This window comes from Methanobrevibacter millerae (assembly GCF_001477655.1).
Taxonomy (GTDB): domain Archaea; phylum Methanobacteriota; class Methanobacteria; order Methanobacteriales; family Methanobacteriaceae; genus Methanocatella; species Methanocatella millerae_A.
This window is the reverse complement of record NZ_CP011266.1, coordinates 1735657-1750275: the sequence shown is the minus strand read 5'-3', so window position 1 is coordinate 1750275 and position 14619 is coordinate 1735657. Positions and strand designations below refer to the sequence as shown.

Annotated in this window: 14 protein-coding genes; 11 read left to right on the top strand and 3 right to left on the bottom strand. The window is 33.3% G+C overall.

Annotated features, from left to right (window positions below):
- Positions 1-45: 45 nt before the first annotated feature.
- From SM9_RS07645 to SM9_RS07625, 5 genes are all read left to right on the top strand, one after another.
- Positions 46-234 (top strand): hypothetical protein, encoded by a 189-nt coding sequence (locus tag SM9_RS07645; RefSeq protein WP_232299111.1) that lies wholly within the window; start codon positions 46-48, stop codon positions 232-234.
- 47 nt (positions 235-281) lie between these two features.
- Positions 282-1724, top strand: coding sequence for a DUF6056 family protein (locus SM9_RS07640; protein ID WP_058739576.1), 1443 nt, complete (start codon positions 282-284; stop codon positions 1722-1724).
- 270 nt (positions 1725-1994) lie between these two features.
- Positions 1995-2486, top strand: a complete 492-nt coding sequence (locus tag SM9_RS07635; protein WP_232299110.1) for a MarR family transcriptional regulator — start codon at positions 1995-1997, stop codon at positions 2484-2486.
- 380 nt (positions 2487-2866) lie between these two features.
- Positions 2867-3334, top strand: a complete 468-nt coding sequence (locus SM9_RS07630; protein WP_058739574.1) for a flavodoxin — start codon at positions 2867-2869, stop codon at positions 3332-3334.
- Position 3335: 1 nt separating this feature from the next.
- On the top strand, positions 3336-3851 hold the full coding sequence (locus tag SM9_RS07625) for a flavodoxin family protein (RefSeq protein WP_058739573.1): 516 nt from the start codon (positions 3336-3338) through the stop codon (positions 3849-3851).
- Positions 3852-3880: 29 nt separating this feature from the next.
- Here the strand turns inward: SM9_RS07625 and SM9_RS07620 are convergent, their stop codons facing one another.
- On the bottom strand, positions 3881-5314 hold the full coding sequence (locus SM9_RS07620; RefSeq protein ID WP_058739572.1) for a hypothetical protein: 1434 nt from the start codon (positions 5312-5314) through the stop codon (positions 3881-3883).
- 237 nt (positions 5315-5551) lie between these two features.
- Here SM9_RS07620 and SM9_RS12050 point away from each other — a divergent pair, with 237 nt between their 5' ends.
- Positions 5552-5791 carry a hypothetical protein gene (locus SM9_RS12050; RefSeq protein WP_157064712.1) on the top strand — a complete coding sequence of 80 codons (240 nt, stop codon included), beginning with the start codon at positions 5552-5554 and terminating at the stop codon, positions 5789-5791.
- Between the two features lie 145 nt (positions 5792-5936).
- Positions 5937-7109 carry a methionine adenosyltransferase gene (gene metK, locus SM9_RS07615; RefSeq protein WP_058739571.1) on the top strand — a complete coding sequence of 391 codons (1173 nt, stop codon included), beginning with the start codon at positions 5937-5939 and terminating at the stop codon, positions 7107-7109.
- 172 nt (positions 7110-7281) lie between these two features.
- On the opposite strand, the gene SM9_RS07610 is transcribed toward metK, so the two are convergent.
- Positions 7282-8466 (bottom strand): coenzyme F420-0:L-glutamate ligase, encoded by a 1185-nt coding sequence (locus SM9_RS07610; protein WP_058739570.1) that lies wholly within the window; start codon positions 8464-8466, stop codon positions 7282-7284.
- A 111-nt stretch (positions 8467-8577) separates the two neighbouring features.
- Here SM9_RS07610 and SM9_RS07605 point away from each other — a divergent pair, with 111 nt between their 5' ends.
- From SM9_RS07605 to SM9_RS07595, 3 genes are all read left to right on the top strand, one after another.
- Positions 8578-9609, top strand: a complete 1032-nt coding sequence (locus SM9_RS07605; RefSeq protein ID WP_058739569.1) for an acyltransferase — start codon at positions 8578-8580, stop codon at positions 9607-9609.
- Between the two features lie 139 nt (positions 9610-9748).
- Entirely contained in the window at positions 9749-11341 is a 1593-nt protein-coding gene (locus SM9_RS07600) for a C69 family dipeptidase (protein ID WP_058739568.1), read from the top strand.
- A gap of 357 nt (positions 11342-11698) precedes the next feature.
- The gene (locus tag SM9_RS07595) at positions 11699-12337 is read left to right on the top strand and encodes a hypothetical protein (RefSeq protein WP_058739567.1); all 639 of its coding nucleotides are present in this window, start codon (positions 11699-11701) and stop codon (positions 12335-12337) included.
- A gap of 222 nt (positions 12338-12559) precedes the next feature.
- Here the strand turns inward: SM9_RS07595 and SM9_RS07590 are convergent, their stop codons facing one another.
- Positions 12560-12793 (bottom strand): (4Fe-4S)-binding protein, encoded by a 234-nt coding sequence (locus SM9_RS07590; protein ID WP_058739566.1) that lies wholly within the window; start codon positions 12791-12793, stop codon positions 12560-12562.
- Between the two features lie 421 nt (positions 12794-13214).
- On the opposite strand from SM9_RS07590, the gene SM9_RS07585 reads away from it, so the two are divergent.
- On the top strand, positions 13215-14039 hold the full coding sequence (locus SM9_RS07585; protein WP_058739565.1) for a type I restriction enzyme HsdR N-terminal domain-containing protein: 825 nt from the start codon (positions 13215-13217) through the stop codon (positions 14037-14039).
- The last annotated feature ends 580 nt before the right edge of the window (positions 14040-14619 follow it).

The window sequence follows — 14619 nt, the reverse complement described above, 5'->3', positions numbered from 1 at the left end:
GCATGGTGAAATTAGATTTGTTCAATGTTTTATGCTGTAAGGATAATGATTGAACATACAATGAATCATGTTTTGCTTAAACCAAAAGGGTTTTCATATCAATTTCCAAATATGATAATAAATGTATTTGATGCAGATGTCCTAAAACTTGACGGGGGCATAATTGAAATTACTGTATATTACTGTTTTGGCATCCGGTCATGTGATGTAACATTGAATCTTTCAAATACTTAATATCCTTGACCTGCAGGAAAATAATGTTGTTTTAAAAGTGAATTAATATGAATATTGGTAAAGATAAATCGAAATTAACTCAATTCATCAAAGATAATTTGGCCATCATCGGCTTTTTTATACTGATGCTGGCGCTCCATATAATCATGACATTTATTGGTGATGATATTGGGTATGCGAATGTCTTATCAAATCAATCATTGACAGATTTCATATCTTTTAGATACCATGAATGGTCCAGCAGACTTATTATAGACTGCATTACAGTAATTTTAGCTAAAGAAAACTATATTGTCTGGAAAATACTTGACATAATACTTTATACCATTGGCGTTTATCTAGTTATAAAATTCATCAATAAGGACAATAACAAATATGTTGCTTTAATTGGAGTGTCATTATTCTTAATGTATCCTTTCTTTGATATGGCGGGTGCCGGATGGATCGCTACGACTTTAAACTATTTATGGTGTTTTGTTTTTGCAATGATATCATTCATACCATTAATCAATGAAATAAATGGTAAAAAAACAAATATCTTCATTTATATTATATCCATATTAAGTTTATTCTATGCGGTAAATCAGGAACAATCCTGCTTATTGATTTTAGGGATTAACACATTATATTTAATTTATTGCATAGTTAAAAAACAAGATATCAGCAGGTTCAATGTTTTAATTGTAATAGTATCTGCTTTGGCATTGACAATGATTTTAACCACTCCTGGAAATGCTAAAAGAGTGATTGTCGAAACTGCAAGATATTATCCTGAATATGTAAACTTCGGAATAATTGAAAAACTATACCTGGGCACTATCCCAACAATTGGAATTCTATTAAAAGACAAAGTGCTGTTTACAGTATTTTACATAATTCTAACTGCATCTGCATTACTTAAAACAAAAAATAAATATCTAAAATATATCTTATACTTTAATATCATATTAATACTTTTTTTAGTATTTTTCAAAACATTGATTGATATTTCAAGCATTCCCGAGTATTTGAATATTGGATTAATGCACAACCCTACTGTTGTATCAGCATTTTCCGCAGTGGATTCTATTTCCAAATGTATCCCCCTAATATACGATACTCTCAGCTTATTTGCATATAAAGGATTGCCAAATGCTGTCACAGGATCTGCAGTATTGGCGGTTTTGATTAGTATTTATCTGATATTAAGCAGTTGCTGGATGATATTTAAAACATTTGGGAAAGAACAAATGCTTCCCCTAATTTTATTTATTGCAGGATTCATGTCCAGATTAGCTGCCGGATTTTCACCAACAATCTTTGAATCAGGATCTAGAACAGCATTTTTCTTCTACATGACAATAATCGCAGTTACTCTAATGCTAATTAGGAAACTTTTTGATGATGATGTTCTCAATAAAACTTTGGAAAAACGAATAACATTAATATTGGTCATTTTGGGGTTATTTACTTACATGGCAGTATTTGCAATTGTTTTTGTCATGTTTTAGAGAAATAACTCTCTTCATGTCAAATGCTTTCAAGAAAGTATACTGCTACTCTGATAATATTCATTAAATATTTTTAAACAGAATTAAACATTCAAAAAAAATTTCTCAATATTTTTTTCTATTATTTGTATAATATTGAAAATGCTTTATTTCAACAAATTTTAAATATTCATTTTTATATAATTTGAATTATATTGTGAATGAAATGCATTGAAGTGATTTTTTTTGATGAATGAAAAATTATATCATAAACTGAACCTTATAAATCAGATGATTGAACATAAATCCAAGATGAATCAGAATCAAATCAATAACCTTTCAAGAGGTCAGGGAAGAATATTAGCTATTCTTCAGGCAAAGGATGGTTTTTCATCAAAGGATTTGGCCATTCTTTTGGGTGTGAGCGTTTCTTCAGTCAATTATCTCTTGAACAAACTGGAAAAATCAGGATTTATTATAAAGGTTCCTTCTAGGCAAGACAAAAGGGTACTGATTATTAACTTGACCGAAAAAGGAAGAAACTATAAAATCAAGTCTTCTGTAGGTTATGACATATTCGATTGTCTGGATGATGATCAAAAGCAGGATATGGATGAATATTTCAATAAGGTTATCTATGAACTTCGTGAACTGGTACAAAAGGAGAATCCTGAAAAATTTGACAAGCAATACAAAAGACGTAAGGAACTGTTGCAGGACATATTGTCAAGACAGGACAATATCTATTGGTTTAATCTGATTTACGGCGAGGCTGAAGAATAAGTATTATATAAGAGGTTGATTTAGTATTATATAAAATAATGCTAAACCATTGAACAAAAAAATATTTTTATATTGTGTTTCTATTAATGCATATTTTAAGCATTCGTAATTAAAATGGGAGTTTTCTTACGGTCTTTAAACAATATACTACATATTTTTTAAATGATTTTTTTAATTTACAGTATCATCTACCAAATTGAGCAGATGATGTTGTTAAGAAAATAATAATATTTTCTTGTCTAATTCTATTGTTTTGGGGGTATATAAAGCTATATAAATTAAAAGTACCTTTAAATTGAAAGTACTTGCAGAGGATTATATTGTTGCGAATGTAAACAATTATATAGTATCTTAAATCATATTATATAATTGGTGATAAAATGTCAAATGTATTAGTTACTTATTTTTCAGCAAGCGGCGTCACAAAAGGCATCGCAGAGAAAATTGCAAGTGAAAACGACTATGATATTTTTGAAATTGTTCCTGAGGAAATTTACACTCCTGAGGATTTGGACTGGACCAATAAAAACTCCCGTTCAACTATTGAAATGAATGACAAGTCCTTCAGACCTCCGATAGCTGACACAACGGATGTAAGCGGTTATGACATTGTTGTCATCGGCTTTCCGGTATGGTGGTATACAGCACCTACAATAATCAACACATTCATTGAAAGCGTTGATTTAAGCGGAAAAGCCATTAAGGCATTCTGCACTTCCGGTGGATCAGGCATTGACAAGTGCGTAAGCGACCTGGCCAGCACCTATCCTGACTTGGATTTCAAGAAAGGATTAAGACTTACCGGTTCAGAAAGTTCAGATAAAATAAAAGAATGGATAGATGATTAATATGGCAAAAAGAGTAGTAGTTATAAGTTCCTCACCTAGAAAAGGTGGAAATTCAGATATTATGTGTGATGAATTCGTGAAAGGTGCAGTTGACGGTGGAAATACGGCAACCAAATATTTCCTTGAGGATATTGAATTCGAATCATGCAAGGCATGCTATGCATGCAAAACCCCACAAAGAGAGTGCTTCCAGGATGACAAGATATCTCTGATTTTGGATGACATGATGGAGGCTGATGTGATTGTCTATGCAACTCCTGTCTATTATTATTCCATGTGCGGAACCCTTAAGATGTTCTTTGACAGATGCTATCCAGTTTTTAGATACTTGGAAGATAAAGACTATTACATCATTACCGCTGCAGGTTCATCAAACGGCGATGCATTAAAAGGTATTCGTGATTTCATAGGATTTTCCAAAAACCCTACAGAAAAAGATGTCTTTTCAGCATTCGGTGATGTAAAAAATCAGAATGATTTGCTTGAAAAAGTATATAATGCAGGAAAAAACTGCTAAAAAAAGAAAAACGGATAGATGATATTAATCTATCCTTTATATTCCTCACCATTTACCAAAAGCTTATGGCCGTTCAATTCTATTTTTCCCTGATTGTTTAGGGATGTAACATTACTGTCACCGCTTAAGCTCCATGTTGATCCGCTTTCGATATTGACTGTGGTGTTTCCTGTTGAGTTGATTGCACCGTTGAATGTTGTGGATTTCATATTCCATGTAAGAGCACTTATTGAATCAATAATAACATCTCCGCTCAATTCCTCATTGCTTGTAGTTAAATTAACGGTTCCTCCGTTAGTGCCGTTGTTTCCCCATTGGTTTTGGCTTGAAATGTCAAAGAGTATTCCGCTTCCAAAGTTGAATTTTGAGGAGTCAAGGTTGATGTTAGCCTTGGTGTTGGTTACATGAAACATCGGAGCTTCCTTATAGACGCTTGAAGATGAGTCTATTGTCAGCTCGGAGTTTTTACAGTCAAATGTTGATGTTCCAACATCAGCATCTCCACTCATGCTCTGATAAATGAAAATACCTGCCAAATCAACATATTTGTTCCCGTCCTTACGGTTACCTTCACCAAAACCAACCAGTTGGGAATTGTCGATGCTTATGGAATTCTTACCTTCAATACATGCAATCTGTGATACGTAGGATGTACCTTTTGAGTTTTGAAGAGTGATATTTCCTGTTGAATACATGAGTGGTGATCCTCTTCCGGACTCTTTGCTGACTCCTGTATTGATGGTTGAGTCCTTGACTGTAACGTTACCTTCTCCCCTGTCTGTTGCAAGACCAGCACAGCTATTTCCGTCAGTATTGATTAAGATGTTTTCCGCTTTGATTATGCCTCCAAAAGTTGAGTCAAGTCCGCGTGACTTGTCCTGGTGGGTTGTAATCTTGACATTTTTGATGGTGGCTACAGTATCGTTTGTTGCCTGTTCATCCTTTTGAAGCTGTTCTGGAGGTTTTTCCGGAACGTTTCCTCCGCCTCCTCCAGGTGCAGCGCCTCCTGCACCGGGAGCTCCGCCCTGTCCTTGGCCGGTGTCAGTGTTGGTTACAAAAATACCGTTTGAACCTTTTGAATTTGTATTTATTTCACAGTTTTCTATTGTTGCCTGGCTTTTGTCCTTAACCAGAATCGCTGAGTTGACACCGTAAAAGTCAGCGTCATCTCCTGATGTTGCAGTGTCTCCTGTCTTGTTGATTATTGAGTTTGTCAATTTCAAAATTCCTGAACTGTTTACAAAAATGCTGTTGACATCACTTTTGTCAGTTGAAAAAAATCCTTTATCTTCATCTTGGGTCTTGCTTATGATACTTAAATTTCCTTTTTCTGTCAAGGCATTTGCATCAACGATGGTGGAATTTTCACTCAGTGATGGTCCTCCACTTCCTGAAAACGCAAAAATACCTACTGCTATTATTACAATAGCGACTATTGCGATAAGTAAATATTTCGTATTCATGTTAAACTGTATATTGTTTAATTATTAAATATTTTTTTAAAAGTTTATTCAATGTGGTCATAATAAGGTGAGTTTGTCCGTTAATTAATTTTTTTGGTCTTGTGATTTATTTTGTTAATTAATTCATTAAATGATTAATTATATTCGATTTTTTTAAAAAAAGAGAAAATATAAACATAGGAATATAGATAAAAATAAGTGTCATATCAAGATAATATTAACTACCTGGCAAGATGATTGAGAATTATTTTTACTAATGTGTTCTGTGAAACATTACAATCAGAAGGAAATTCTAAAACGCCAGTATTAATATTGGTTATTTCAAATATATTGAATTTAATTTTAGATTCTATTTTCATATTTATATTTAAAATGGGTTTGATGGTGTTGCTTTTGCTTCTGTCATTTCAATTTCTTACTTTAAAAATTCTATTTAAAATATTTGAAGAAAATAAAGATACTTTGGTTGTAACTTAATGATTTAGTTTGAATCTAAATCTCATCTAATTAACAGAAGCATATTAATCACCAATTCATTACTTCTCATTTTCTTGTTATAACAAAAAAGTATATTTATTTTATTGAGTAAACTATAATTAGATTAAGTTATTTTTGTGATAATATGAGTGATATACATAGAACTTTTACTTCAGAGTCTGTAACTCAAGGACATCCTGATAAGGTTGCAGATATTATTTCTGATGCTATATTAGATGCATACATGGCACAAGATAAAAATTCACATGTTGCTTGTGAGACTTGTGTAACAACGGATTTCTGTATGGTATTTGGTGAAATTACATCAACTGCTAAGTTATCTGATGAAGATATTGAAAAAATCATAAGAGACACTATCATTGAAATAGGTTATGACAATCCTGATTTGAAATTTGACGGTCACAAATGTGAAGTGGTAAACAGGCTTCATTCACAGTCTCCGGATATTAATCAGGGAGTTGATCGCGGTGAAGATGAAACCGGTGCAGGAGATCAGGGTATGATGTTCGGTTATGCAACCAACGAAACCGATTCATTGATGCCTTTCCCAATTGACTTGGCACGTAAGCTAACCAACAAATTAACAGAATTGAGAGAATCAGGCGAAATTCCATACTTAAGGCCTGACGGAAAAGCACAGGTATCAGTCAACTATGATGAGGACGGAAATGTAATTTCCCTTGATGCTGTTGTATTGTCAACCCAGCATGACGAGTCAATGTCCGAAAATCAGGAAGGATTGAAAGAGGACATTCGCGAAAAGTTATTCAAGGCAGTAATTCCTCAGGAATTGATGACAGAAGACACCAAAGAACATATCAATCCTACAGGTAAGTTTGAAATCGGTGGTCCTCACGGAGACGCAGGATTAACTGGACGTAAAATCATCGTAGACACCTACGGAGGATATGCAAGACACGGTGGAGGAGCATTCTCAGGAAAAGACTGCACCAAAGTAGACAGAAGCGCATGCTACATGGCAAGATACATTGCTAAAAACATAGTGGCAAGCGGACTTGCTGAAAAATGTGAAATACAGCTGTCCTATGCAATCGGTGTTGCAGAACCTACATCCGTCATGGTGGACACCTTCGGAACCGGTGTTGAAACCACTAAAAAGATGGAAGAAATCGTACGCGAAAACTTCAGATTAACTCCAGACGGAATCATTGAAACCTTAGGCTTAAGGGACACTCAATACAAGCAGACTGCTAAATACGGCCACTTCGGTATTGAAGGCCTCCCATGGGAAAACACCGACAAGGCAGAAGACTTGAAAAAATACATCAAGCAATAAAACTTACTTTTTTAAAGTAAGTTCTTTTTTTATCTTTTTTTGGCTTTATTCAATTTTTAGTTAATGATTTGTTACTTTCACTACTTTTTAAAGTTTAGCTATCAGTTTAATTTGCTTGGTTTTGATTATTTATTGGTGGTGTTGAAAAAAATAAAAGAAGGATTTTGAGATTTTAGTCATTTGCTAAATTGTCAAAGTATCCTTGTATGAATATGACTGGTGTTCCTTTGTCTCCGGAACCGCTTGTAAGGTCGCATAATGATCCGATTAGGTCGGTCAATACTCTTGGTGTGGTTCCTTCAGTAATCATCTGTCCAGTCAAATCCTTGTCTTTGTTTTTAATTTCTTCTTTTATTGCTTCTTTAAGTTCGTCTCCTTTTAAATCAGCGAACTTGTTGTCAGAAACATATTTTAGTTTGATTTCGTTTGGAGTTCCGACAAGTCCTGGGGTGTGTGCAGGTGAGACTACAGGGTCTGCTAGCTCCCAGATGTGTCCTACAGGGTCTTTGAATGCTCCGTCACCGTAAACCATTACTTCAATTTGCTTTCCGGTCAAGTCCATAAGTCTTTTTTGCACTTCCATTACCAGTTCATCACCTGTTTTTGGGAATAGTTTTAATTTTTCTTCAGTTGCCTTGTTTGACCCGAGTAATCCGTAATCCGGATTATATCCTGAATCTCCAACAGGTTCTGTCAATATTTCGTGAAGGCCGTAAACGTTAGCTCCTTTTTCTTTTAATAATTTTGTGCTTTTTTCTCTTGTGTGGATATCACAGGTCAATACGTCATTTGTATAATCCAGGATGGTTTTTATGTCGTTTGAAAATACGAATTCCACTTCACAGTCTTCGCTTTCAATCAGCTCCTTGTAGAAATCTATCATGTTGATTCCGGTAAATGGGTGTATCCATGAACCGAATGTTTCATAGTATTCTTTCTCAGATATCACGCTTGCCAGGTTGAATTCACTTTCATCCAATATGCTTTCATCCAAAATGCCGTTTCCCACTTCATCTGATGGAAAAGATGTTAATAATGTGATTTTATCCATTCCTCTTGCAATACCTTTGAGGACTATTGAAAATCTGTTCCTGCTTAAAATAGGGTTTACAACACCTATTTTTTTGGACGGGAATTTTTCCTGTAAATCCTCTGCAATGTCGTCTACGGTTACGTAGTTTCCTTCTGAAATTCCTACAACCGCTTCTGTGATTGCAACAATGTCTCTGTCTTTGAATTTGAATCCTTCACTTTCCTTTGCAGCCATTAATGAATCAATGACTATGCTTGCCAAATCGTCGTTTTCTTTAATAATTGGTGTCCTTATTCCACGTACAACAGTACCAACATTTCTCATTTTTGATAACTCCTCAATCTTGGATTCACCTATTTAGTTTTTATAAATTAAATTATATAAGTTTTAAAATTTTTCTTGCTCGGGGCATGCTTCATATAAAATACTTAATTCATGAACTCCAAATATACTGGTGGTGATAACATTAAAACCAGAATTGCATATTACGATAACTTGAGGGTTCTTGCAATCTTTGGAATAATTGCAATACATGTCTTCCAGCTGTGGCATCACGGTGAGAAGGTAAACGGCATGTACATATACATGTTTTCAGAAATCGTCAGGTATGCAGTTCCAATATTTTTAATGCTGAGCGGTGCGCTTCTTTTGAATCGTGATATTGATTTGAATAATTTTTTAAGGCATAAGCTAACAAGAATTACTTATCCATTCATATTCTATCTGATTATTGCATTTGCACTTTCAATATTTACAGATTATGAATTTTCATCCAATATTTTATCTTATAACTGGTATTTCTGGCTGATTTTTGGAGTTTATCTCTCGGTTCCAATCATCAACAAGTTCATCCAACATGCGTCTATTCGTGAAATTGAGTATTTTTTAGTAGTTTTTATCTTGGCGGCAATTTTTTATCAGTTTGTTTTGTATTACAATATCGATAATTTCTTTAACTTGAACTTTTTTGCTGCTCCAATTGGATTTCTGGTTTTGGGATACTATCTGTCAGTAAAGGACTTTAAAATAGATTCTAGAAAGTTAATTGCATTGATGCTTTTGGTGTTTGTATTTGCCACTTCAATGAAAATGATTTCAACAGGCGCAATAATGCCCAAAAGCTTCGCGCTTAATTATGAGGCGACACAGACTGCAGTTTTAAACTCATGGGTTGACGTGAGTATTTTTGTAATACTTCAGGCAGGATCACTTTTTGTAATTTTTAAAAATCTGAACTTTACAGGATTTAGAAAAGCTGTCGTTTCAATCAGCAATCTGAGTTATGGGATGTATCTTATCAATTCCATTGTGATGTTTTATATAACTCCTTTCTTTACAGCTTTGCCAAGAAATGGCTTTGAGATTTGTATAGTTATAGTCTTGATGAGCATATTTGTCTTTTTTGTATCCTGGGCGATTGTGTGGGTGTTAAGCAAGATTCCTATTGTTGGAAAATATTGTTCCTGATTTTCGCCAGTCTGTTATTCTTTTTTGCAATCTCAACAATAAAATTATTGCTTTTTAACATAAATTATACAAAAAAAGTTACACTTAATATATTGAAAAGCCATATATTATTTCATATTTTATTTTGGAGTTTTTATTTTTGAAGTTAGAATATTCATCTAAAAAATTGATAGGTTTGTTTTTTTGTGTTCTTTTGATTTGCAGCATGCAGATTTCTGCGGCATGTACTGGAATATATGTAGGTAAAGATGCCAGCACCGACGGTTCAACAATTATTGCAAGGTCAAATGATTATCGTGCCGACTGGGGAAATCGTATCACGATAACACCTCATGTAGACAATAGTCCTGGTCGATTCATGCCTGTAAGTGCCGATGGGGAAGTAAAAACCGAAATTCCATCAACCACTTATAAATACACTGCAACCCCATATATGGACAGTGCCCAAGCATCTAATTGGGCTGACTGTGATGCTGCAGCATGCACTAATGAATATGGCGTATCTATGACTATGTCTGTTTCAGCCTATTTAAACAATGAATCATTGAAAGCAGACCCTCTGGTGAAAGAAGGATTGGCTGAAGTTTCAGCAGCAGATCTTGTAATCTGTCAAAGTAAAACTGCAAGAGAAGCGGTAGAGGTTCTTTTTGGAATCGTTGACAGGTACGGTAATGCAGAGTCTAATATTGCTATCATTGCTGATCAAAACGAAGTGTGGTATGTTGAACTCTACGGCGGACATCAGTACGCTGCTGTGAAAATGCCTAAAGACAAAGTAGCAGTATTCGGCAATGAGTTTTCCCTGGAGTACTTATCTGACTATGAAGATTCCATCACATCTGCAGATTTAACAAAACTTCCGGAAGAAAACGGTTTTGCTGTTAAAGGAAAAAACGGTGAAATCAATCTCTTTGAGACATACGCCGGAACAAAGATTAATAACGACACCGCCCACATGAGAACATGGCAGGGTCACAGACTTCTTGAGCCGTCAAAATACAGTTCAGACTATGACCATAATGCTATGTATCCTCTCTCTTTCACGCCGGATAAAAAAGTTTCACCCCAAGACGTTGCACACATTTTGCGTGACAGATATGAAGGAACACAATATTCTCCGGATGAGGCCGGAAGAAATGATACAAGGGTAATCGGAAGTGACGAGACATTGAGTGCCCATATTATTCAGATATTTCCAAATTTGCCTGCAGAAATGTCATGTGTCAGCTGGGTAAGCTGCGGTCCGCCGGTTTATGGTGTATTTGTACCTGTATCCAATGATTGTGTAAATGTCAGTGAGGCTTATGGATCAAATCAGCCTGCAAATGATACAGGAGTATTTGATACGAATAATTATCCGTATTATGTCTCTAAAAGTCTTTGTACTCAATGTATGGGACATGATAACTACAATATTTATGGAAGGCCTGTGCAGACATACTGGAATGAATCAGAAGGTCACATGTTTAAATCAATGGGAGAAGTACTTTCAAAAGCGGCACAAATACCTGATAAGAATCACCGGTCAAATTATCTCACTTCATACTGCAATGACGTGCAGACCAAGGCATTCAACGATGGAAAAGAGATACTGAATGAATTCAATTCAAATAATAATCTAAAAAATGCTTCTGCACATCCGATAGAATTGAAACTTAATGCTTCACAGTATAGCTATGTTCCGGATGTTCCTGCTGATGCAAAGGGATTATTTGGTTTTTTAGTTCCATAATTGCAGAATCAGATTTTCCATATTTTTTATTTTAGATATAGCTAATTGATAATTGATTATTTTGAGATCGGCTTTTCTTTTTAAATGCGTGTTGCTTTTATTTTCAATATTTTAAATGATTGGGTATGTTATTCTTTAAATTGAGACATTTGAATTAATTTTTAAAGCATCGACAAACAATGGAAAATATTGTTCATGATTTTACTTTAATATTTAATTAAATGTTTTAAAATCTTTATTTTTTTATTTATTTAGTAATTTAATTGTTTTATTTATTTTTAAGCTGTAAGTAAGTACTTACATTCGAAAATATTTATATATGGTCGAATTTATACTATAAAATCATGAGGTGATAATTTGAAGAAAATAATTTTAAGTTTAATTTGTTTATTGGCAGTTTGTGTTTGTGCAGGCGCTGCCTGTGCAACTAGTGATGTTGACAACATGGCTATTGATGACTCTGCTGTTCCTCATGATACATTCGTGTCTATGGATGTGGATCATAATCTAGTAAGTTCTTCAAATCAAAATGCTGGTGATTTAGATAATTCTATTGCTGGTGATGATTTGGTTAAGTTTGACCCTGTTCGTTCTAATCTGGATGATGATTCTGGTATTGTTTTAAATGATAATATGGATGGAAATTGTTCTGTTGATTTAACTGTAGATGATATCATGAATGATGTTTTCATTTCTGTTCCGGTTGAAATGGATTTGGATGTACCTGTTGCAGATAATTCTATTGCTGGTGATGATTTAGTTAATGTTGACCCTGTTTCTGTTACTAATGATAATTCAGCTATTGATTTAGAAGATACTTATTTCCAGTCTGTAAAATGGATTATTCCTGCAAAATATTTGAATCCTTGCATTAATTTCACGATACCTGAGCTTTCTCTTACTGTTTCCGATATTACTGATAATTCAGTGAATACCATTATTCGTGTTGAAAAAAATATTAGGCCTGGGAGTTTCGATGGTTATGGCCATTTTTAATTATAATATTTAATTGAGATAATGACTATTATCTCATTTATTATAGTGTTTTTCGCAAAGTTTGGACCATTATTGTCTAAATTATATACATATCAATACTCAATGCTAAATGAGTATTTTTTTACAATCTAACTAATTAAAGGTTTTTTGGTATGTGATTTTTAGTAACTCAAATGGTAAAAATATTTGGAAATATACTATAATTCTTTTTTTTGAAATTTCTTATTTAAGTTCGTATTTTAGTGCCCCTGATGGGCATTTATCGATTATTTGTGCAATTTCACTTGTCTCACCCTGACTTAAATCAACCCATGGTCGTCTTGTAGGATCAAAAACGCCATTATTTCCTCTTACACATTCGGTTGCATGAACACATAAATCAGGTTTCCAAAAAACAATGATTTCATCATTTTCATATGCTTTATAGCCTTCGGATATTAACTTTTCTTTTGACATAATAATCCCTCTTAAGATAATTATTAAAAAAACTGTTATAATTATTTTGGGTTTTGATTTGCAAAACTTAAAATCTATTTTTGAAAATGTCTCTTGAATAATTGATTTTGGGTGCTTTAATTTTGATAGTTAATTAATTTTCAGTTAATTTAATTAAGAGTATTTTTGTGATTTTGATATTAAATCCTTAATGTATATTTAATATAGTATGTGATTAGATGTATTAATATGAATTTTCAGGAATTGGAAAAATTTAGAAAAAATCTGGTTAATAAAAAAAGATCAATTACCATGAAAAACAACAAAGATTGCATTAATTTTACCGTTTTTTCGCATTTTAGGATATGATATAGAAAATCCGGATGAGGTTAAAGGTGAATATTCCTGTGATGTGGGTGTTAACGCTTAAGAAAAAGTTGATTTGGCAATTCTGATTGATGATGAATTGAAGATGCTTGTTGAGTGCAAATCCGTAAAAACAAAGCTTAACTCAAATCATCTAAACCAGCTGCTTAGATACTATTCGGTAAGTGACTGTAAAATAGCAATATTGACCAATGGTGTTGACTACTGGTTTTTCACAGATTCGGTCAATCCCGGAAGAATGGACAGTGAAGCATTTTTAAAACTGAATATAATAAATGATGACTTGTCAATTCTTGAAATATTTTCAAGAGAAAAGTTTAGTGATGAAAAAATAGAAAATCTGGTTGGTGAGCTTAAATATAAAACCCTGATTCGTGAAAAACTTTTATCTGAGTTTTCATATCCCTCACAGGACTTTGTCACGTTGATTGCAAAGGAAGTTAGCTCTGAGAGAATAACTGCTAAAAAACGCAATATGTTTAAAAAACTCATAACTGAAGAGCTTGAAACAATTTTAGCAAATGTTGTTTTGGATTATCGCGATAGGCAAAATCCGATAATAACAACACCAGAAGAGATTGAAGGATTCTATATTGTTCGTTCGATATTGTCTGAAATCATTGACTCTGAAAGAGTTGCTATTCGTGATAGGCAAAGCTACTGCGCAATATTATTGGATGACAATCAGAATTATACTATTTGTCGATTGTATTTCAATGATTTGGATAACTTAGCTATTGCACTATTTGATTCGATGGAAAAAAATTCTATAGGATCAAGAGTTGAGGAAAATGTAGCTATTAATAAGATAAGTGAGATTCATGATTTTAGAGATAAACTTTTGAAGACTGTGAAGGTTTATTTGAAGGAAAAGAAATAATTAATGTTTGTTAGAACAATTGGGCAGAAAATCTTCAATTGTCAAATAAAGAAACAAAATAATTGGGTGTTAAGTTATTTCCCATTTGTCTTAATTAAAAGTTTTTAGGATTACATTCCGATTAAATGAATGTCATATAATGGTGTAAGTATAAATATTAATTTTTTATAAACTATAAATTACTAAATAACTTGAAATAATGGAGAAAGGAAGAATTTTGGAAAACTTCCATTTTGTGGATTTATAAAAACATCAAAAACCTTTCTCCGAATTCAACAACATATTACCTGGAAAGTATTACATTATGATGTTCATGATGGTAAGCACAAGCATTACAACCTCTAAGGTCAAATGCACCCATTCAAGGAACATCATGCTGAATTCACCTCCGTCTAGTTCGAGGAGATGAATATAGTTAATTGTAAACATATATTTTTAAACATCACCTTCAAACGATTGATGAATAAGTTTTATATTTCTATTGTATCATTTATTAGTTTTTAAATGTATATAAAATTTAATTTTAATATTGGAATATAGTAATGTTTATAAAAGATAGGTGAGAAACTATTATTTAGCA

Coding starts and splice junctions, on each gene's coding strand:
- SM9_RS07620 (WP_058739572.1), bottom strand. CDS start 5,314: ATGAATACGAAATATTTACTTATCGCAATAGTCGCTATTGTAATAATA.
- SM9_RS07625 (WP_058739573.1), top strand. CDS start 3,336: ATGGCAAAAAGAGTAGTAGTTATAAGTTCCTCACCTAGAAAAGGTGGA.
- SM9_RS07640 (WP_058739576.1), top strand. CDS start 282: ATGAATATTGGTAAAGATAAATCGAAATTAACTCAATTCATCAAAGAT.
- SM9_RS07635 (WP_232299110.1), top strand. CDS start 1,995: ATGATTGAACATAAATCCAAGATGAATCAGAATCAAATCAATAACCTT.
- metK (WP_058739571.1), top strand. CDS start 5,937: ATGAGTGATATACATAGAACTTTTACTTCAGAGTCTGTAACTCAAGGA.
- SM9_RS07645 (WP_232299111.1), top strand. CDS start 46: ATGATTGAACATACAATGAATCATGTTTTGCTTAAACCAAAAGGGTTT.
- SM9_RS07610 (WP_058739570.1), bottom strand. CDS start 8,466: ATGAGAAATGTTGGTACTGTTGTACGTGGAATAAGGACACCAATTATT.
- SM9_RS07590 (WP_058739566.1), bottom strand. CDS start 12,793: ATGTCAAAAGAAAAGTTAATATCCGAAGGCTATAAAGCATATGAAAAT.
- SM9_RS07605 (WP_058739569.1), top strand. CDS start 8,578: ATGAACTCCAAATATACTGGTGGTGATAACATTAAAACCAGAATTGCA.
- SM9_RS07630 (WP_058739574.1), top strand. CDS start 2,867: ATGTCAAATGTATTAGTTACTTATTTTTCAGCAAGCGGCGTCACAAAA.